This is a genomic window from Candidatus Pseudomonas auctus (genome assembly GCF_048654275.1).
In the GTDB taxonomy this organism is placed as follows: domain Bacteria; phylum Pseudomonadota; class Gammaproteobacteria; order Pseudomonadales; family Pseudomonadaceae; genus Aquipseudomonas; species Aquipseudomonas pharyngis.
Window position 1 is genome coordinate 45629 of the sequence record NZ_JBJYZK010000008.1, and the last position, 18712, is coordinate 64340.

An 18712-nucleotide genomic window follows, 5' to 3' on the forward strand; every position below is an offset into this window, starting at 1 on the left:
TTCCCTGTTGATTACTTGAAGAAGTGTTCGAAGGCTTCGCTGGCGCGCTGTACGTTGTCGACCAGGGTTTTCACCTCGGTGACCACGTTGGTCAGGCTCGAGTCGGCACTCAGTGCACCGAACATGTTGTAGACGGTCTGGCCGTTGGGCATGGTCTCGATGCCGATCGACGACAGCGGGAACATTTCCCGGCTGCGCAGCACGGCGTCGTTGAAGGCGCGCACGTCGGTGATCGAATCGATGTCCACCAGCACGGTGTCGACGATGATCTGCTGACCGGCGAGGGCGATGTGAATCGGCAGACCGCCGAATTCGTTCATTTCCAGCTTGAGGCTGGGTTCGGAGCTCTGGATCAGAGACAGCGTGATCTCTTGCGAAGCCACCTCGTCCAGCGCCTTGAAAGCGTTGTAGAGGCTATCGATGTTCCAGTTGTTGCCTGCGCTCATGTAATTCTCCGACATGAAAGAGCCAGCCAGAATCGGTTGGCGTAGCTGTTGCTCCATTTGCTTGAGCAAGCTTCGGTTTTCCGGAAGCACCCAAGTTTCGTGTTTCACATAACCGGCGGCAGCCAGGCCCGCGCGCATCTGCTTCATGTAGAAGCTCGACGGTTTTTTCGCGGACGGTGTCGAGCGCACTCCCTTTGGGCTCTCTGACTTGGTGGCAGGGGAGCGGCTTTTCATGGCGATGACTCCGTTATGAACATCTCACGCGTGAGCCACACTACAACCAAATCAAAATGCCATCAATGGCTCACGCGTGAGATTTTCATGACCCACGGAAAAACGCCCGCAACGAGGCGGGCGCAGGTATTTCCAGTTGTATCAGAGCGGGCTCAGCGGCTGGCGGCGAGGAATTCGTCGGTGGACACCACGCTGGCGTAGGCAAAGCCCAGCGCCGACATGAACGCCGCATGCACGTGGGCGGCGGGCACGGTCAGACCGTTGAATTCCAGGTCACGGCTGGCGCAGGCATCGTGGATCACCGTAACGGTGTAACCCAGATCCGCCGCCGCACGGGTGATGCCGTCGACGCACATGTGGCTCATGCTGCCGACCACCACGAGCTCCTTGATGCCTTGTTCGTCGAGGATCGATTGCAGCTCGGTTTCGCGGAACGAGTTGACGAAGTGCTTGAGCACCACCGGCTCGTCGGTGCGGTTGAGCACTTTCGGATGCAGTTTCGCGCCTTCGGAGCCCGGGGTGAAAAACGGTGCCTCGGGCGAGGTGAATTCGTGGCGGATATGCACCACCGAATCACCGGCTTCACGGAAGGCCGCGATCAGCCGGGCGGCGTTGTCGGCGGCGGCGTCGGCACCGACCAGCGGCCATTTGCCTTGGGGGAAGTAGTCGTTCTGGATATCGACTACGATGAGCGCTTGCTTGGCCATGGGTGTGTCCTCGAAGTGTGGGTTGGCGTGGGTTCAGTATTGGCGCTGGCCACGGTTTCGAGGATTGGCCGCACCGACAATACACAGGGGAAAACTGACAATGGGTGCAGAAAGGACCGTCGCGGAACTGGGCGTGCTGATGTATCCCGGGGCGCAAATGGCGGCGGTGCATGGCCTGACCGACCTGTTCGGGGTCGCCAACCGGATCGCCGCCGAACACCAGTCCACACAGCTGCCGCTGCTGCGGATCAGCCACTGGCAGGTCGATGGAGATCGGCCACCGGTACGGGTCCATGACAGTCATCCAGCTGCCGACAACGGTTTGCTGGCGGTGTTGATCCCGCCGTCCATTGCCGGTTTTTCCGCGGCACAGATGCCGGCCGGGCTGCTGCCCTGGCTGCGTGAACAACATGCTCGTGGCGCGACGCTTGGCGGGGTTTGTGTCGGCTCGTGGCTGCTGGCGGAGAGCGGGTTGCTCGATGGTCGCAGCGCTACCACGCACTGGACTTCGGCCAAGGCCTTCGCCGAGTGTTACCCGAAGATCAGGCTCAAGGCCGACACGCCGATTGTCGACGACGGTGACCTGATAACGACGGCGGGGCTGATGGCCTGGTCAGAGCTTGGTTTGCGTCTGGTGGACCGATTGCTCGGGCCGAGCATCGCCAGCAGCACCGCGCGGTTTCTGGTGGTGGAGCACAGCGACAGCGCCAGTGCGTGCGGCAGCAATTTTGCGCCGATCCTCAATCATGGCGACGGGCCGATTCTTCAGGTTCAGCATTGGCTGCAGGGCACCGGCGCGACCGATGTCTCGCTGACGGCAATGGCCGAACGTGCGGGTCTGGAGGAGCGAACATTTCTGCGCCGGTTCCGTGCGGCGACCGGCCTGAAACCCACCGAATACTGCCAGCACCTGCGGGTCGGCAAGGCCCGGGAAATGCTCGAATTCACCAATGGCACCATCGACCATATTGCGTGGACGGTGGGCTATCAGGATCCGGGCGCCTTTCGCGCGACGTTCAAGAAAATCACCGGGCTGGCGCCGAGTGAATATCGTGCGCGATTCGGCGTCAGTCCGCCGCCTGCCGTGGCGAAGTAAAACGTACCCGTCGTGCAAAATGCCGGACCCTGCAGCGCGGTCGTGCAGATTGAAACGGGCGCGGTGCCAGTACGGGTTTTTCAAGTGGCTGATTTTCAGAGTGTTTCAGGCGAGCCCCGGTTGGCCTGATCTCTGCACCCTCTGACCTACATTCAACCCGCCGTTGGAGGGGACGCATGACCCCGACATCCCGCAGGAAAGTGGTCGTCGCCCATTCGGTCCGGCCCGGCGCACCACAACATGAAGTGCAGACCAACAAGGCCCTCGCGCGATGGCTGGCGCAGATCCTCGGCCTCAAGTTCGGCGGCAGTTACGACGCTGAAAAACATCGCGGCCGGGATATTTATCTGCTGCCGACCCAGACCCTCGTTGGCGCTGCGGCCCGCGAACTGGGCGTGAGCGGCCCGGACGATTTGTGGGGCGGTTTTGTCGAGCACGATTTCATCTGCACCAAAGCCATCAGCCACGGTTTGCGCAGCCATCAGGCCCATGCGCCGCAAGGCTGGTCGTCATTGTTTTCCGAGCGGGTGCGCACCGTGGTGCTGGACGGGCTCAGTGTTTTTGCGCTTGAGGATGCACGGCCCGCCGCCGAACATCTGTTGTACAGCGGGCCGATCCGGATCAAGCCGATCCATGCCTGTGCCGGGCGTGGGCAGGAAGTGATCAAGAGTCTCGATGCGTTCGACGAAATCCTCGCCCGACCCGAGGCTGGAGAACTGTTCAGCGATGGCGTGGTGCTGGAGCAGGATTTGAGTCAGGTGGTTACCCACAGCGTCGGCCAGTCGTTCATCGGCGGCAGGGTGCTGAGTTACTGCGGTGATCAATACTTGACCAAGGACGCCCACGGCGAAGAGGTGTACGGCGGCTCGAACCTGCTGGTGGTGCAGGGCGGTTACGAGGATCTGTTGGCGCTGGATCTGCCCGACGACGTGCGTCTGGGGATCCGGCAGGCGCAGGTGTTCGACCGGGCGGCGGACGAAGCCTATCCGCGTTTTTATGCCTCTCGGCGCAATTACGACATCGCCCAAGGCCTGGACAGCGAAGGCCGGCCGCGCAGCGGCGTGCTCGAACAGTCCTGGCGCATGGGCGGCGCCAGCAGCGCGGAAGTGGCGGCGCTGCAAAGTTTCGTCAACGATCCTTCGATGCGTGCGATCCGCGTGTCGTCGGTGGAAACCTATACCGATCAGGCCCTGCCGGCGGATGCCATCGAGGTGTATCGCGGGCCGGCCGAGAACAGCGACTTTCTCCTCAAATACGTAACGGTCAAATCCTATGACGGCTAGAAGCGAAAGCATTCAAATCGACATTGATGATGAAAAGATGAGCGGGACGTTCCTCAGTCCCAAATCGAAAGTCCCCGGTGTGTTGTTCGTGCACGGCTGGGGCGGCAGTCAGGAGCGGGATCTGGAACGGGCCAAAGGCATCGCCGGCCTGGGCTGCGTGTGCCTGACGTTCGATCTGCGCGGGCACACCGGCGGTACTGGCATTCCGCTGAGCCGGGTCACCCGCGAAGACAATCTGCGTGACTTGCTGGCGGCCTACGACCGGCTGCTCGCCCACCCGGCGCTGGATACTTCGGCCATCGCGGTGGTGGGCACCAGCTATGGCGGTTACCTCGCCTCGATCCTGACCTCGCTGCGCCCGGTGCGCTGGCTGGCGCTGCGGGTGCCGGCGCTGTACCGCGACGAGCAATGGCACACGCCCAAGCGCGAGCTGGACAAGGCCGATCTGCGCGATTATCGCAGCACGCTGATCCGCGCCGACAGTAACCGCGCCTTGCACGCCTGCTCGCAATTTACTGGCGACGTGCTACTGGTGCAATCGGAAACCGATGACTATGTGCCCCACGCGACGATCATGAGTTACCGCGCCGCGTGTCAGCAGACCCATTCACTGACCCACCGCATCATCGATGGCGCCGACCATGCCCTGAGCGATCCGACCTCGCAGCAGGCCTACACCTCGATTCTGGTCGACTGGATCACCGAGATGGTGGTGGGTGAGCGGTTGAGCATCATTCAGTCGCGCTGATCAGATTTGGGTTTCTTCTCGATCCGCAACGCCTTGGCCTTGGCTTCCACCACCAGGTACATCAGCACGGTGATCAGCAGCGGCAGCAGGAAATAGATTGCCCGATAGGCCAGCAATCCTGCCACCAGACTGCCGCGCGAAGCCTCGTGTTGCAGCAGCGCCACGAACACCGCTTCCAGCACGCCGAGCCCAGCGGGAATGTGGGTGATGACCCCGGCAATCGCGCTGATCAACAGCACTCCGAGCACCAGCGGATAGTCGAGCTTGCTCGGCAGCAAGGTGAAAATCACCGCCGCCATCAGCGACCAGTTGAGCGCTCCGAGCAGCAATTGCAGAACCGCCATGCGAAGAGACGGCAGGTTGATTTCCACCCCACGAATCGACCACTCGCGACGCCGGGAAAACTGGCAGGCAACCAGATAACCGACACTGACCAACAGCAGCAACACGCCAATGCCCTGCAACGCGCCGCTGCTGACTTTCCAGCCCGGTGGCATGCGCACCAGCCCGCTGGCGAACACCACGCCGGCGATGGTCATGTAGCCGAACCAGTTGGTCGCCAGGCTCAGGCCGAGGATCTTGGCGATGTTGCTTTTGCTCACCCCGAGCCGCGAGTACAACCGATAACGCATGGCGATCCCGCCGACCCATGCGCTGAGGTTGAGGTTGAATGCATAGCTGATGACGCCCACCGGCAGGATCTGTTTCCACGTCAGGTCCTGACGAATGTAAGTGCGGCCGATCAGGTCGAAACTGGCGTACACCAAAAAGCTCAGCAAGGTCAGGCTGGAGGCGATGATCAGCGTGCGTACCTTGAAGTCGGCAAGGGTTTGCAATACCTCGGCCCATTCGATGCGGCTGGCGAACATTGTCAGCAGGACGATCAGCGCCAGAAAAAACAGCAGGGTCAGCGGACGTTTCCAGCGACCCCAGCGGGACTTGCTCGCCGGTGCCGGATGCACCGCCGCGTGGGCTTCGGATTGGCTCATGAAGGATCGCTCCCGGCGGCATGGGAAAAGGGTTTGAGTCGTGGCTTGTGCGCCGGCAGCCAACCGGCCATGGCCGGAAAATGCCGCAGGAAGTGAAACACCAGAAAGCCCACGGTCATGTGCCAGATCCGTCCGCGTGGCGATTTCGTGGCGTCCATCGCCTTGCAGTGGTTGTGGCTGAGGTCTTCGAGGCGTTCGAACAGGTGGCGATTGAAGGCGCGGTCGCGGATCAGCACGTTGGCTTCCAGGTTCAGCGACAGGCTCAGCGGATCGAGATTGCTCGAGCCGACGGTGCTCCATTCCTCGTCCACCAGTGCCACTTTGCCGTGCAGCGGCCGCTCGCAATATTCGTGAATCTGCACCCCGGCCTTGAGCAGGTAGTCGTAGGTCATGCGCGCGGCGAGTTTGGCCACCAGCATGTCCGGCTGCCCTTGCAGAATCAGCCGCACCTCGACTCCGCGCCGGGCGGCGTTGCGGAGCTCGCGCAGCAGGCGGTAGCCAGGAAAGAAGTAGGCGTTGGCGATCACCACCCGCCGTTGGGCGCGGCGCAGCACCTGCAGATAGACGTCTTCGATATCGGTGGGGTGGCGGTCGTTGTCGCGGAACACCAGACGCACCTGACCGTCGTGATCATCGAATGCCATCTCGGCGCGCCGCTGTCGACGGCGTTGCCACCAGAACCTTGCGCGTCCCGGGCGGCCGCTTTGCAGCAGGGCGAAATGATGGATGTCGGCCACCGCCGGGCCCTGAATTTCCACCGAGTAATCCTGCTTCGCTTCGGGACCGAAATCGGCCAGATGATCGCCGGAAAAATTGATCCCGCCGATGAACGCAACCAGCCCGTCGACCACCACAATCTTGCGGTGCAAACGGCGGAACCAGTTGGTGCGAATACCCAGATGCTTGGGGGCCGGATCGAAGATCTGCAGGTGGACGCCGGCTTCGCTCAGCGCGGCCAGATAACCGGTGCTCAGTTCGCCGCAACCGAAGCCGTCGAGGCTGACGGTGGTGCGCACGCCACGGCGGGCGGCATCGATCAGAATTTCCTGCAACTCTTTCCCGACCTTGTCTTCGAAGACGATGAAGGTCTCCAGCAGGATTTCGCTTTTCGCTGCGCGCATCGCTTCGAAGACCCGGGGGAAATACTCTTCGCCGTTTTCCAGCAACTCGACGCGGTTGTTACCCTGCCAGCGATACTCGACATCGACGGTGCCGGGCTGGCGCACGGGTGGGTTGATGCTGACCGGCTCTACGGCGGATTTCTCCAGCGGTGCACTGCTCATAGTTCAATCTCCACCGATAGCGGTGCATGGTCGGAAAGGTGTGACCAGGGACGGTTCGCCAGCACTTTGGGCTGGCTGGCCTTGAGGTTGCGCACGTAGATCCGGTCCAGGCGCAGCAACGGCAGGCGTGCGGGAAAACTGCGCGCTGCCCGGCCGTGATGCGCAGCGAACACCTCACGCAGACCGCAGGGTTCAAGCAAGGCATCGGCGCGCTGGCGCCAGTCGTTGAAATCGCCGGCGACGATCACCGGCGCATCCTCAGGCAGTTCGGCCAGGCGCTTTTTCAGCAGAGCCAACTGATCGTTGCGATGGCTTTCGCGCAGGCCCAGATGGACGCAGATCGCGTGCACTTCACGGTCGTCTCCCGGCAGGCGCAGCACGCAATGCAGCAGCCCGCGGTTTTCGTGGCCGCTGATCGACACGTCGAGGTTGTCATGGCGCACGATCTGGAATTTCGACAGCACCGCATTGCCATGATCGCCCTCCGGGTACACGGCGTTGCGGCCGTAGGCGAACTGCGGCCAGAGACTGTCGGCAAGAAATTCGTACTGCGGCATCGTCGGCCAATTGTTGTAGCGCTTGGGATGATGTTCGTGGGTGCCGTGCACTTCCTGAAGAAACACCACGTCGGCGGACACGCTGCGCACCGCTTCGCGCAATTCCGGCAGGATGAAGCGCCGGTTCAGCGCGGTGAAGCCCTTGTGGGTGTTTACCGTCAGCACAGTAAAACGGCGCTCGGTGGTGATGACCGTGGACTGCTCGTCGGTGAAGCCGAGCGGCTCGGGAATGCTCATGCGAGTACCCCCTCGGCAGCCGGTTCGCCGGGCACGGTTTCGAGTGTTTTATCCAGATCGAAGCGCTGCAGCAGGCTGCGGGCATCGAACGGCGCGCGGACCTTGATGTCGTTGTCGAAGTAGCAGAAAACCTCACGGGATTTACGCGCCCGAGGCTTCAGGCGCGGGGCGATCAAATGGGCGTCGCCCGGTTGCCGGCCATGGTGCCAGTCATCAATCCGCTCGGCCCAGCGTCGCAGCGCAGCTGGGGTGTAGCCGCTGGCGTAAAGTTCTTCGGCACCGTGCAGGCGCAGGTAGACGAAGTCACTGGTGAGGTCTTCGCGGTACGGCCATTTCCCGGCGGTGTCGGCGATCACCAGCGCAGTGTTGTAGCGCTTGAGCAGGCGCACGAAGTCGGGATCGATGAAACTGTCGTTGCGGATTTCCACGGCATGGCGCAGCGGTTTTTTGCCGTAGGCCTTCAGGCTCGCGTGACCGTGCAGGTGTGAGTCGTGCTGACGGGCGAGGGCGGCAGCGGCCTGGGTGTCGTGGGGCAACTGGTCGAGAAAGGCTTCGAAACGCTCGGGGTCGAAAGTGAAGTTGGGCGGGAATTGCCAAAGGATCGGCCCGAGTTTTTCCTTCAGTTCCAGCACCCCGGAGGCGAAAAAATTGGCCAGGGGTTTTTCGATATCGCGCAGACGGCGGATGTGGGTGATGAAACGGGGCGCCTTGATGCTGAACACGAAATCGTCCGGCGTTTCGGCGTACCACTGGGCATAACGTTCAGGCCGCTGCAAGGCGTAGAACGATCCGTTGATTTCGATGCTGTTGACCGCCCGAGAGGCGAACTGCAGTTCACGTTTCTGCGCCAGCCCCTTCGGGTAAAAGTCCCCGCGCCACGGGGCGTAACGCCAGCCTGAAATGCCGATATGAATCGTAGCCATGCCGCCTCCCGTCGAAAGTCCCCATACGGCCTCTGTCTGTGGATGACTGCGGGCGGTCGCGGAAAGTTTCGACGGGATTACGGACGGTCGGGCTGCTACGGATCAGTGCCCGGTGACGATCCGGGCCGAGCCTTTGGCGGGTTCGGCGTACACCGGGCCCAGGCGATCGAGGCGACCGCTCCAGGCAGTCAGGGCCAGTGCCACCAGCACCACCAGGCCGCCGATCCACGCGGTGTGAATCAAGCCGATGTGCTCGACGATCAGACCACCACCCCACGCGCCACCGGCAATACCGAGGTTGAATGCGGCAATGTTCAGCCCCGAGGCCACGTCCACGGCGTGCGGTGTGTGATGTTCAGCCTGACGCACCACATACACCTGCAAGCCCGGCACGTTGCCGAAGGCGACCGCGCCCCAGACCAGCACGGTGGCCAGTGCCAGCCACGGGTTGGCGGCGGTAAAGGTGAGCACGAACAGCACGGCGGCGAGCAGGGAGAAGATGATTTTCAGCGCGCTGATCGGCCCGCGTTTGTCCGCCAGTTTGCCGCCCCAGAGGTTGCCCACCGCCACCGACACGCCATACACCAGCAGCACCAGGCTGACGGTGCCGGCGCTGAAACCGGAGATGTCCTGGAGGATCGGCGCCAGGAACGTGAAGGCGATGAACGAGCCGCCGTAGCCAATGGCGGTCATGGCGTACACCAGCAACAGGCGTGGTTGCTTGAGCACCTGCAATTGCTGCAACAGCGACGCCGGTTTGCTGTGGGCAATGTTGTTCGGCACATACAGCAGGCTGCCGATGAACGCGATCACGCCCAGTGCTGAAACGGCAAGGAAGGTTTCACGCCAGCCGAAATGCTGACCGATGAACGTGCCCAGAGGCACGCCGGTGACCAGCGCCACGGTCAGGCCGGTAAACATGATCGCAATCGCACTGGCGGCTTTCTCCTTGGGCACCAGGCTGGTGGCGATGGTCGAGCCGATCGAAAAGAACACGCCATGGGCCAGACCCGTGACGATCCGCGCCAGCACCAGCGATTCATAACTCGGCGCCAGCCAGGCCAGCAGGTTGCCGAGGGTGAACAGCACCATCAGCGACAGCAGCAACAGTTTGCGCGGGACTTTGCCGGTGAGGGCGGTCAGCACCGGCGCACCGATGGCTACGCCGAGGGCATACAGACTGACCAGCAGACCGGCGGACGGCAAGCTGACGCCGAGATCGGCGCCGATGGTGGGAAGCAGGCCAACGATGACGAACTCGGTCGTCCCGATGGCGAAAGCGCTGAGGGTCAGCGCGAGCAGGGCAATGGGCATGACGGCACTCCGGTTGGGGATTGAATGGAGCGCAGTGTCGGGGTTTGGTGGGGGTGGAAAAATACAGGGATGGGCATTTGATATTTGATCTGGGCGCAAAGATCAAAAGCACCCCCTCACCCTAACCCTCTCCCGGGGGGAGAGGGGACTGATCGATGTGTCCTTTTGAGTTACGCCGACGTGATACACCGAGCCATACTCAGGTTTCGACGCAGCATAGGCCGGCTCTCGGACTTGAGAACAAAACGAACTTTGCAGGTCGATGTAACTCGTGAAAACACCTCGGTCGGCTCCCTCTCCCTCCGGGCGGTCCGACGTTTCGGGAGGGCTGGGGTGAGGGGGCTCTTGAACTTTGTCGGTCAAATGTCGATCAGTTCCTTACAGGTTCAACCAAGGGAGCTCTGCGTTTTGACCAGGTTCAGGATCGCGATTCTATTGGGGGCATTGCTGTTGTTCGGCGGCCATGCAGTGCAAGCCGCCAGCCTGCCGGGCGTTCCGGCGGCCAGTGAAGAGCCGGCCAACCCGGAACCGATCGTGCAGGGCGGACTGCTCGGCGCCATCAGTTCCAGCATTGACGACGTGCAGGACAAGCTCGACCTCAACGAACATCTGGTCGACGCCTGGCGCCTGCGCGCCGATCGGGCGGCGGATGAAGTCGACAGGCTGGTCAATCAACCTTCGAACCGCTCAGGCTGGAGCGTGGCGGGGGATTTCATGATGCTGTCCGGCGTGTGGCTGGGCACGTTTGCCGTGTTGACGGTGCTCGGCAGCGTGCTGGGCAATCGTCTGCGGGAAGGGCGCTGGCTACGCACCCGCCAGCGCAGTCAGGACCTGCTCGGTTACCTGTTGCCCTACACGCTGCCCGCGCTGATCTGCCTGCCGCTGACCCTGTACGTCAGCCATTTTCTGTCGGCCTCGGTGGGGCGAGCGCTGGCGCTGTGTTTTGTCTACGCCACCAGCAGCGGGATATTTTCCACGTCGATGCTGTTGTGCGTGGTGGTGATGTTCAACGTCGGCCACAAGCGCCGCGCCGTGCAGATCATCCGCGACTACTGCCCGAAACCGCTGTTCCTGATCGGCTTTCTCGCCGCGTTGAGTGACGCCCTGACCAGCCCGCAGATCGCCCGGCAACTGGGCGGCAACATCACCAGCAGCATTGCGGTGTTCACCGGTCTGCTGGCGTCGATCATCTTCGGCCTGCTGGTGATTCGCCTGCGTCGGCCGGTGGCGCACCTGATCCGCAATCGCCCGCTGGCCCAGCGCCTGAAACAGCCGTCGCTGCAGGAGTCCCTGAGGATTTTTTCCGGGCTCTGGTACTGGCCGATCGTGCTGATGGTGCTGGTCTCGGCGGTCAACCTGATCGGCATCGGCGAGGACAACCAGAAAGCCCTGCGCTGCGCGTTGTTCACCACGGTGCTGCTGATCGGCACGGTGTTTCTCAGCACGATTCTTCAGCATCTTTTCAAGTCGCGCAGAGCCGAGGCGATCCAGCGCAGCAGTGCCTACAAGGAACGCTTTCTCAGCCTGTTGCACGCCTTGCTGCGGATCGTCATTGCGATTGCGTTCATCGATATTCTCGGGCGGATCTGGGGGGTGTCGCTGCTCGATTTTGCGCAGAGCAGCACGGTCGGTCGGGCGATCAGCAATGCCCTGAGCAGCATCGGTCTGATCTTCCTCGTGACGTGGCTGTTGTGGGTGGTGCTCGACACGGCGATTCAGGAAGCACTCAAACCACCGGTCAGCAAACGCTCGGCGCGCCAGCCCAGCACCCGGGTGAAAACCATCCTGCCGCTGCTGCGCAATGCGATCAAAATCATCCTGGTGGTGATCTGCGCGATCACCACCATGGCCAATCTCGGGATCAACGTCGCGCCGCTGCTGGCCGGTGCCGGGGTAGTCGGCCTGGCCATCGGTTTCGGCTCGCAGCAACTTGTGCAGGACGTGATCACCGGGCTGTTCATCATCATCGAAGACACCCTGTCGATCGGCGACTGGGTGGTGCTCGATTCCGGGCACGCCGGCACGGTCGAAGGACTGACCATTCGCACCCTGCGCCTGCGCGACGGCAAGGGCTTCGTGCACTCGGTGCCGTTCGGCCAGATCAAGGCCGTGACCAATCAATCGCGACAGTTTGCGTTCGCGTTTTTCTCGGTGCAGTTCACCTATGACACTGATGTCGACAAGGCCATCGAGCTGATCCGCGAGGCGGGGGATTCGATTCGCGAAGACCCGTTCCTCAAGTACAACCTGCAGGGTCCGCTGGATGTGTTCGGCGTGGACAGGATGGACCTGAACGGCGTGGTGCTGACCGCGCAGTTCCGCACGGTCTCGGGCGGGCAATACGCGGTGAGCCGCGCGTTCAACCAGCGCCTGAAAAAGCTTGTGGATAACAGCCCGTGGGTGCATTTCGCGCAGACTTATCCACAGCAGGTTTTGCTGCCCAAGCGACATGAAGAAGAGGTGGCGCCGGTGCATTCGTCGGTGGTGTTGCCGGAGCAGGCGCGCACTCAGTGATGGGTGAGCTTGTTGCGGATTTCGCTCATGGCGGCGGAGTCCAGCTCCACCCAGAATTGCGGCTTGCCCGCGACCTCGGCAGCGACCGGCAACCCATCGCGATACACCAGCCGATTGCTCGCCAGCGCCGGCACTTTCGCCCCCGGCAACAAGGTCCCGGCGAGGTTCAGCGGGTCGACGCCGCACACCGCGATCAGGCTGCCGTCATGGGGGCGACGGCGGGCTTCGCGCAGCAGCGGAATCGCCTCGGGCAGGGCGAATTGCTCGCCGGCCAGACCGCTGACAAAGCGCCCGCCGCGAATCTCGCCCCGCGCTTCCAGTCGATGGAACGTGCGCAGGAGTTCGCGCCAGCTCGGCAGCCAATCGGCCTCGCGCTCCAACAGGCGCCAGAACACCACGCCATAGCGGCGTAACAGGGTCATGGCGATGTGTTCGAGGGTTTCGGGCGACGCCGTTTGACGGTTTTCCACCACCGGCCCGCGACGCAAAAGCGCCCAGCGCCCGGCATCGTCCATGCCACCGACAAACGCCCCGCGCCCGCGTCGACTGCTGCGCTGCTGGCGCTTGCTCGCCGGGGTGATCAGCGCCCGCAATCCGGCAAAGCTGTCGGCATTCACCAGCCCGGCGCCGACCAGTTCCTGCAAGGCGATTTCCAGCTCGGTGCGCAGCAGGTGTGCTTCATGAATCAGCTCATCGAAAAACAACGCGCCGTGCTGGCTCAGTGCGTCGAACACCTTGCGGGTTTTGGGCGACAGTTCACTGATTAGCGTCTGCTCGGCCAGCGCACTCCACAAGCCGACCTGACTGCGCGGCAGCAACACGATGGGGGTGCTGCGCAATGCCGTGCCACTGCTGTTTTGCCGTGCGCTGAGGCGCGTCCATACCAGTTTGCCGCTACGGCACAGATCATCCAGCCAGCTCGGTGAATAATCCTTGAGCCGCGCCGGAAGAATGTCGCTGTCCCAGGCCGAAGCGGCGGCCGGGTAGCCTTCGAACTGGCCGACAATCGCCGGCAATACGGCGTTGCCCTGACCACGGGTGGACGGGGACACATGCTGCCAGTCGAACAGAAACCGCATGAAATCCTGCAACGCCACCGGCTCGATTTCCCGGCGCAGATGCTTGACGGTGTAGCGGTGAATGCGCGCCAGCAGATGCCGTTCGCACCATTCTTCAACGGTCGATCCCGGCGTGAAGCGGCCGCGCAGTACATAACCTTCACGCTCCAGATGAGCGAGGGCTTGATGAACAGCGGCTGGCATCAGGGCCAGCGGCTCGGCAATCGCCACCAGCGGTTGCGGACCGAATGCGCCGAGCCGCGCGCGGATCACTTCGATCAGTGCCTCATCGGCGGTCCATGCTTCGTCGAAACCGGGCAAAGCGGCCAGTTCAGAATGCGCCTGTGGATAAAGCGCTTGCAGACAGGTCAGGCGTTCTCTTGCCAGCCACAGTGAATGCTCGGGACCGATCTGCAATCGGCAGGCTCGCCCGGTATCGGCCAGGTCATTCAGCCAGTCGTGCCACTGCGGATTTGCCTCGACTTCGCGGTCGCTGATGCAGGCCAGGCTCATCAGCGCTTCATGCATTTCATCGGCGCTGTTCGGCGTCGGCCAGGCCTCTTCGCGCACGGCGTTGATCGCGTCGGCGTCCAGCGCGCCGAGGTCATCGGTGGATTGCGGATCGCTCCAGCGGCGGTTGAGCACGGCCTGGGTGCGACGCTCCTCCAACGGCGCATCGTCGAGAAAGGTGTAGGGCCGGGCGCTGAGGATTTCCGCCGCCAACGGCGAGGGCGCCGGCAGGTCGCGGGCGATCAGGCGCACTTCGCCGCGCTCCATGCGCCGCAGCAGTTCGAGCCAGCCTTCGCTGTCCATCGCCTCGTGCAGGCAATCGTCGAGTGTCTGCTCCACCAGCGGATGCGCGGGGATTTCCCGTTCGCCGGCGAGGTTTTCCAGGCAGGCGATCTGATCGGGAAACACGCTGGCGATCAGGTCTTCGCTTTTCATCCGCTGCAATTGCGGCGCGACCTTGCGTCCGCCGGTGTAGCGCGGCAAGGCCAGCGCCACGCCGGCATTCCAGCGCCAGCGCACACCGAACAGCGGCGCATCCAGCACCGCTTGAATCAGGATGTGCTCGGCGCTGTTGCTGTGCAGGTAACGCCAGACTTCATCGAGTTCGAAACTGTGGCTGGTGGACAGCGACAGCACGATCGCGTCTTCGCTGGCGGCGGCCTGCAATTCGAAGTTGAAGGTGCGGCAGAAACGCTTGCGCAGGGCCAGGCCCCAGGCGCGGTTGATTCGGCTGCCGAATGGCGAATGGATGATCAACTGGGTGCCGCCGGACTCGTCGAAAAACCGCTCCATCAGCAGCGTGTCGCGCGACGGCAAGGCGCCGAGGGCGAGGCGGGCGCGGGCCAGGTAATCCACCAGTTGCTCGGCGCTGGCCAGGTTCAGGCCGAGGGTGTCGGTCAGCCAGTCGAGGGCCGGTTGCAGGTTGCCGGGGCTGGCGCTGAGCAGTTGATCGAGCTGCGCGTGCAGGCGCGCCACGGCCGCCGACAGTTCATCGCTGCGTCCCGGCGCCTCGCCGAGCCAGAACGGAATGGTCGGCGGCATGCCCCGGGCGTCTTCGACCCGCACCTTGCCGGCTTCCACCCGCAGGATCCGATAAGAGGCGTTGCCGAGCTGGAACACATCGCCGGCGATGCTTTCCACGGCGAAGTCTTCGTTGACGCTGCCGATGTTCAGGCTCTGGGGTTCGAGCAAGACGCTGTAGTCGGCATTGTCGGGGATGGTGCCGCCGCTGGTGACTGCCGTCAGCCTTGCACCGCGTCGTCCGCGCAGGGTTCGGCTGATGGCGTCGCGGTGCAGATAGGCGCTGCGGATGCCCTGACGGCCGTTGTAGCCTTCGGCGAGCATGCCCAGCAGCGCCTGATAATGTTTTTCGTCAAGGCGGGCGTAGGGCTCGGCCCGGCGGAACAGCGTGAGCAAATCGTCTTCGGCCCATTCCTGGCAACTGACCTCGGCGATGATCTGCTGCGCCAGCACATCCAGCGGCGCTTCGGGTATGTGCAGCGTATCGAGTTCGCCCCGGCGCACGCAGTCGAGCAGGGCGGCGCACTCGATCAAATCGTCGCGGGTGGTGGCGAACAGGCGGCCCTTGGGCGTACCGCCGACCTGGTGCCCGGAGCGGCCGACCCGTTGCAGAAAACCGGCAATCGAGCGCGGTGAAGCGATCTGGCAGACGAGGTCGACTTCGCCGATATCGATCCCCAGCTCCAGCGAGGCGGTGGCGATCAGCACTTGCAGCTCGCCACGCTTGAGTCGCTGCTCGGCGTCGAGGCGAAACTCCTTGGCCAGACTGCCGTGGTGCGCCGCCACCGCGTGTTTGCCGAGGCGTTCGCTGAGGTGCCGGCTCAGGCGCTCGGCCAGACGGCGGGTGTTGACGAAAATCAGCGTGGTGCGGTGTTCACGGGCCAGTGCTGCGAGGCGGTCGTAGACCAGTTCCCAGACGTCGTTGGCCATCACCGCCGTCAGCGGCACCGGCGGCACTTCGATGCCCAGATCCCGTGGGCGCGCGTGGCCGATGTCGATGATTTCGCACGGGCGCCCATGGCCTACCAGAAACCGCGCCACCGCATCGATCGGTTTTTGCGTGGCCGACAGGCCGATGCGGGTCAGTGGTTCGGCGCACAGTGCCTGCAAGCGTTCGAGGCTCAAGGCCAGGTGACTGCCGCGTTTGCCGGCGGCGATGGCGTGGATCTCGTCGACGATCACCGTGCGCGTGGTGCCGAGCATTTTTCGCCCGGATTCCGAGCCGAGCAACACGTAGAGCGATTCCGGGGTGGTCACCAGTATGTGCGGCGCGCTCTTGCGCATGGCGGCGCGGTCTTTCTGCGGGGTGTCGCCGGTGCGCACGGCGGTGGTGATTTCCAGCGCCGGCCGATCCATTTGGCGTAACTGCTCGGTAATCCCGGCCAGCGGGTTCTGCAGATTGATGCGGATGTCGTTGGACAGCGCCTTGAGTGGCGAAATGTAGACCACCAGCGTCTCGTCCGGCAGACCGTCCGGGGTTTCCAGGCCACGGTGGACCAGATCGTCGAGCACCGCGAGGAACGCGGTGAGGGTCTTGCCGGAACCGGTGGGCGCGGCGATCAGCGTCGAACGGCGCTGGCGGATCAACGGCCATGCGCGGGCCTGGGCGGCGGTTACCGTCGGGAAGGTGCTGCTGAACCAGGCGCTGACGGCGGGGTGAAAGCCTGCCAGCGCCGCGTCCGTGGGAAGGGGCAGATTCATGGCTCCAGTTATGCGGGTGGGTGGGCGAAGTTGCAAGTACCGCTCGGGATCTACACTTTACGGGTGACGGTTGCGCACTAAACCCGCAAAATGCAACGATTCCGGCAATTATCGACGACGGTGTCACAAAGCATCGTCGCCAAAGCCATCGTTCCAATCAGACTGGGCCTGCTGACTCTATGCGAATGCGCCTTATGTTACTGGGCGGCGGAAATGCCCTTGGGCAGGCGCTGATTCGCCTCGGTGCGGAGGAAGACATCGGTTTCCTCGCCCCCCGCCCGCCCGAAGACGGCTGGGATGCCGCGAGCCTGACCCAATTGCTCGACGACACCCGTCCCGATGCATTGATCAACCTTGCCTACTATTTCGACTGGTTCCAGGCCGAGGTCGTCAGCGAGAGCCGTCTGGCCGGGCAGGAACGCGCCATCGAACGCCTGGCCGAACTGTGCCAGCACCACAACATCGTGCTGGTGCAGCCTTCCAGTTATCGGGTGTTCGACGGTTCCCGCGCCACCGCCTACAGCGAAAAGGACGAGCCAGTGCCGTTGGGCCTGCGCGGTCAGGCGCTGTGGCGGATCGAACAGAGCGTACGCGCCACTTGCCCGCAACATGTGCTGCTGCGCTTCGGCTGGCTGCTCGACGACAGCCCGGAAGGGATTCTCGGACGCTTCCTGGCCCGTGCCGAACAGCCGGAAGAGTTGCTGCTGGCCGATGACCGCCGTGGCAATCCGACGCCGGTCGACGATGCCGCGCGGGTGATCATTTCGGTGCTCAAGCAACTCGATTGCGCCGCGCCGCTGTGGGGCACATACCACTACGCCGGCCACGAGGCGACCACGCCGCTGGCACTGGGTCAGGCGATTCTCTCCGAAGCGCGCAGCCTGCACCCGCTGGCCATCGAAGCGCCGACCGCCCAGGCCCACGCCGCGCGGCCGGATGCCGCTGAAGAACCGCAACACGCGGTGCTCGCCTGCAAGAAAATTCTGCACACCTTCGGGATCAAGCCGCGCGCCTGGCGTGCCGCACTCCCGGGCTTACTGGATAGGTTTTATCGTCATGGCTGAAGGCCCTGTTCTCATCACCGGCGGCGCCGGTTTCATCGGCTCGCACCTGACTGACGCGCTGCTTGCCAAGGGCCATTCGGTACGGATCCTCGATGATCTGTCGACCGGCAAGCGCAGCAATCTGCCGCTGGACAATCCCAGGGTCGAACTGATCGTCGGCGATGTGGCCGATGCCGCATTGGTCGCACAGGCAATGCAGGGTTGCAGCGCGGTCGCACACCTCGCCGCCGTCGCTTCGGTGCAGGCATCGGTGGACGATCCGGTGAAAACCCACCAGAGCAATTTCATCGGCACGCTGAACGTCTGCGAAGCCATGCGCGAGGCCGGCGTCAAACGCGTGCTGTACGCTTCCAGCGCAGCCGTCTACGGCAACAACGGCGAAGGCGAGTCGATTGACGAAGACACGCCCAAGGCGCCGCTGACGCCTTATGCGTCGGACAAACTGGCCGGCGAGCAGTACTTCGATTTCTACCGCCGCCAGCACGGTCTGGAACCGGCGATCTTCCGTTTCTTCAACATCTTCGGCCCGCGCCAGGATCCGTCCTCGCCGTACTCCGGGGTGATCAGCATCTTCAGCGAACGTGCGCAGAAAGGCCTGCCGATCACCGTGTTCGGCGATGGCGAGCAGACCCGGGATTTCATGTACGTCGAAGACCTGGTCGATGTGCTGGTGCAGGCGATCGAGAAGCCGCAAGTGGACGTCGGTGCGGTGAACGTCGGCTGGAATCAGGCGACCAACCTCAAGCAGATGCTGGCCGCGCTCGAAGCGGTGGTCGGCGAGTTGCCGCCCGTCAGCTATGGCCCGGCGCGCTCCGGTGACATCCGTCATTCGCGGGCGAACAACCGCCGGTTGCTGGAGCGATTCAAGTGCCCGACGCCAACGCCGATGAACGTCGGCCTGGCCCGTCTGCTCGGCCGCTGAGCTTTTCGCAGACATGAAAAAGGCGCCTTTTGACAGGCGCCTTTTTCACGGCCGGAAATCGGCTTTCAAACCGGTTTCCTGTAGCGAGGGAGCTTGCTCCCCGGTC

General features: G+C 63.2%; 14 protein-coding genes. 6 read left to right on the forward strand and 8 right to left on the reverse strand.

The annotated features are described in order from the left end of the window. Positions 1-11 precede the first annotated feature (11 nt). Complete coding sequence (locus ACKUG4_RS16370) at positions 12-680, reverse strand: YjfI family protein (RefSeq protein WP_007955624.1); 669 nt, start codon at positions 678-680, stop codon at positions 12-14. Positions 681-832: 152 nt separating this feature from the next. Continuing rightward, positions 833-1387, reverse strand: coding sequence for a cysteine hydrolase family protein (locus ACKUG4_RS16375; protein ID WP_445434404.1), 555 nt, complete (start codon positions 1385-1387; stop codon positions 833-835). Between the two features lie 100 nt (positions 1388-1487). Here ACKUG4_RS16375 and ACKUG4_RS16380 point away from each other — a divergent pair, with 100 nt between their 5' ends. The 3 genes from ACKUG4_RS16380 to ACKUG4_RS16390 all read left to right on the forward strand — a co-directional run bounded on the left by ACKUG4_RS16380 (position 1488) and on the right by ACKUG4_RS16390 (position 4514). Continuing rightward, a complete protein-coding gene (locus tag ACKUG4_RS16380; RefSeq protein ID WP_445434405.1) occupies positions 1488-2483 on the forward strand; it encodes a GlxA family transcriptional regulator in 996 nt (331 codons plus the stop codon). A gap of 176 nt (positions 2484-2659) precedes the next feature. Continuing rightward, positions 2660-3766, forward strand: coding sequence for a DUF3182 family protein (locus ACKUG4_RS16385; RefSeq protein WP_445434406.1), 1107 nt, complete (start codon positions 2660-2662; stop codon positions 3764-3766). Continuing rightward, positions 3756-4514 carry an alpha/beta hydrolase family protein gene (locus tag ACKUG4_RS16390; RefSeq protein ID WP_445434407.1) on the forward strand — a complete coding sequence of 253 codons (759 nt, stop codon included), beginning with the start codon at positions 3756-3758 and terminating at the stop codon, positions 4512-4514. The genes ACKUG4_RS16385 and ACKUG4_RS16390 overlap by 11 nt, the downstream gene beginning before the upstream one ends. On the opposite strand, the gene ACKUG4_RS16395 is transcribed toward ACKUG4_RS16390, so the two are convergent. From ACKUG4_RS16395 to ACKUG4_RS16415, 5 genes are all read right to left on the reverse strand, one after another. Then, the gene (locus ACKUG4_RS16395) at positions 4502-5503 is read right to left on the reverse strand and encodes a lysylphosphatidylglycerol synthase domain-containing protein (protein ID WP_445434408.1); all 1002 of its coding nucleotides are present in this window, start codon (positions 5501-5503) and stop codon (positions 4502-4504) included. The two genes, ACKUG4_RS16390 and ACKUG4_RS16395, sit on opposite strands and share 13 nt — an antisense overlap. Continuing rightward, complete coding sequence (clsB, locus tag ACKUG4_RS16400; RefSeq protein WP_236190143.1) at positions 5500-6786, reverse strand: cardiolipin synthase ClsB; 1287 nt, start codon at positions 6784-6786, stop codon at positions 5500-5502. Before clsB ends, ACKUG4_RS16395 begins: the two co-directional genes overlap by 4 nt. Continuing rightward, complete coding sequence (locus ACKUG4_RS16405; protein ID WP_085648653.1) at positions 6783-7580, reverse strand: endonuclease/exonuclease/phosphatase family protein; 798 nt, start codon at positions 7578-7580, stop codon at positions 6783-6785. The genes clsB and ACKUG4_RS16405 overlap by 4 nt, the downstream gene beginning before the upstream one ends. Continuing rightward, positions 7577-8503 (reverse strand): DUF72 domain-containing protein, encoded by a 927-nt coding sequence (locus ACKUG4_RS16410; protein WP_445434409.1) that lies wholly within the window; start codon positions 8501-8503, stop codon positions 7577-7579. The genes ACKUG4_RS16405 and ACKUG4_RS16410 overlap by 4 nt, the downstream gene beginning before the upstream one ends. A gap of 102 nt (positions 8504-8605) precedes the next feature. Beyond that, the gene (locus ACKUG4_RS16415) at positions 8606-9817 is read right to left on the reverse strand and encodes an MFS transporter (protein WP_445434410.1); all 1212 of its coding nucleotides are present in this window, start codon (positions 9815-9817) and stop codon (positions 8606-8608) included. 408 nt (positions 9818-10225) lie between these two features. On the opposite strand from ACKUG4_RS16415, the gene ACKUG4_RS16420 reads away from it, so the two are divergent. Next, a complete protein-coding gene (locus tag ACKUG4_RS16420) occupies positions 10226-12331 on the forward strand; it encodes a mechanosensitive ion channel family protein (protein ID WP_445434411.1) in 2106 nt (701 codons plus the stop codon). Here the strand turns inward: ACKUG4_RS16420 and ACKUG4_RS16425 are convergent. Continuing rightward, positions 12325-16620 carry a DEAD/DEAH box helicase gene (locus ACKUG4_RS16425; protein WP_445434412.1) on the reverse strand — a complete coding sequence of 1432 codons (4296 nt, stop codon included), beginning with the start codon at positions 16618-16620 and terminating at the stop codon, positions 12325-12327. The two genes, ACKUG4_RS16420 and ACKUG4_RS16425, sit on opposite strands and share 7 nt — an antisense overlap. 179 nt (positions 16621-16799) lie before the next feature. Between ACKUG4_RS16425 and ACKUG4_RS16430 the strand changes: the two genes are divergently transcribed. Then, entirely contained in the window at positions 16800-17684 is an 885-nt protein-coding gene (locus tag ACKUG4_RS16430) for a sugar nucleotide-binding protein (protein ID WP_074691645.1), read from the forward strand. Further along, complete coding sequence (gene pgnE, locus ACKUG4_RS16435) at positions 17677-18606, forward strand: UDP-N-acetylglucosamine epimerase PgnE (RefSeq protein ID WP_085613360.1); 930 nt, start codon at positions 17677-17679, stop codon at positions 18604-18606. The genes ACKUG4_RS16430 and pgnE overlap by 8 nt, the downstream gene beginning before the upstream one ends. The last annotated feature ends 106 nt before the right edge of the window (positions 18607-18712 follow it).

What these genes read in the sequence shown, in the direction of transcription:
- ACKUG4_RS16370 (WP_007955624.1), bottom strand. Translation starts at nt 680, where the DNA reads ATGAAAAGCCGCTCCCCTGCCACCAAGTCAGAGAGCCCAAAGGGAGTG.
- ACKUG4_RS16375 (WP_445434404.1), bottom strand. Translation starts at nt 1,387, where the DNA reads ATGGCCAAGCAAGCGCTCATCGTAGTCGATATCCAGAACGACTACTTC.
- ACKUG4_RS16380 (WP_445434405.1), top strand. Translation starts at nt 1,488, where the DNA reads ATGGGTGCAGAAAGGACCGTCGCGGAACTGGGCGTGCTGATGTATCCC.
- ACKUG4_RS16385 (WP_445434406.1), top strand. Translation starts at nt 2,660, where the DNA reads ATGACCCCGACATCCCGCAGGAAAGTGGTCGTCGCCCATTCGGTCCGG.
- ACKUG4_RS16390 (WP_445434407.1), top strand. Translation starts at nt 3,756, where the DNA reads ATGACGGCTAGAAGCGAAAGCATTCAAATCGACATTGATGATGAAAAG.
- ACKUG4_RS16395 (WP_445434408.1), bottom strand. Translation starts at nt 5,503, where the DNA reads ATGAGCCAATCCGAAGCCCACGCGGCGGTGCATCCGGCACCGGCGAGC.
- clsB (WP_236190143.1), bottom strand. Translation starts at nt 6,786, where the DNA reads ATGAGCAGTGCACCGCTGGAGAAATCCGCCGTAGAGCCGGTCAGCATC.
- ACKUG4_RS16405 (WP_085648653.1), bottom strand. Translation starts at nt 7,580, where the DNA reads ATGAGCATTCCCGAGCCGCTCGGCTTCACCGACGAGCAGTCCACGGTC.
- ACKUG4_RS16410 (WP_445434409.1), bottom strand. Translation starts at nt 8,503, where the DNA reads ATGGCTACGATTCATATCGGCATTTCAGGCTGGCGTTACGCCCCGTGG.
- ACKUG4_RS16415 (WP_445434410.1), bottom strand. Translation starts at nt 9,817, where the DNA reads ATGCCCATTGCCCTGCTCGCGCTGACCCTCAGCGCTTTCGCCATCGGG.
- ACKUG4_RS16425 (WP_445434412.1), bottom strand. Translation starts at nt 16,620, where the DNA reads ATGAATCTGCCCCTTCCCACGGACGCGGCGCTGGCAGGCTTTCACCCC.
- ACKUG4_RS16430 (WP_074691645.1), top strand. Translation starts at nt 16,800, where the DNA reads ATGCGAATGCGCCTTATGTTACTGGGCGGCGGAAATGCCCTTGGGCAG.
- pgnE (WP_085613360.1), top strand. Translation starts at nt 17,677, where the DNA reads ATGGCTGAAGGCCCTGTTCTCATCACCGGCGGCGCCGGTTTCATCGGC.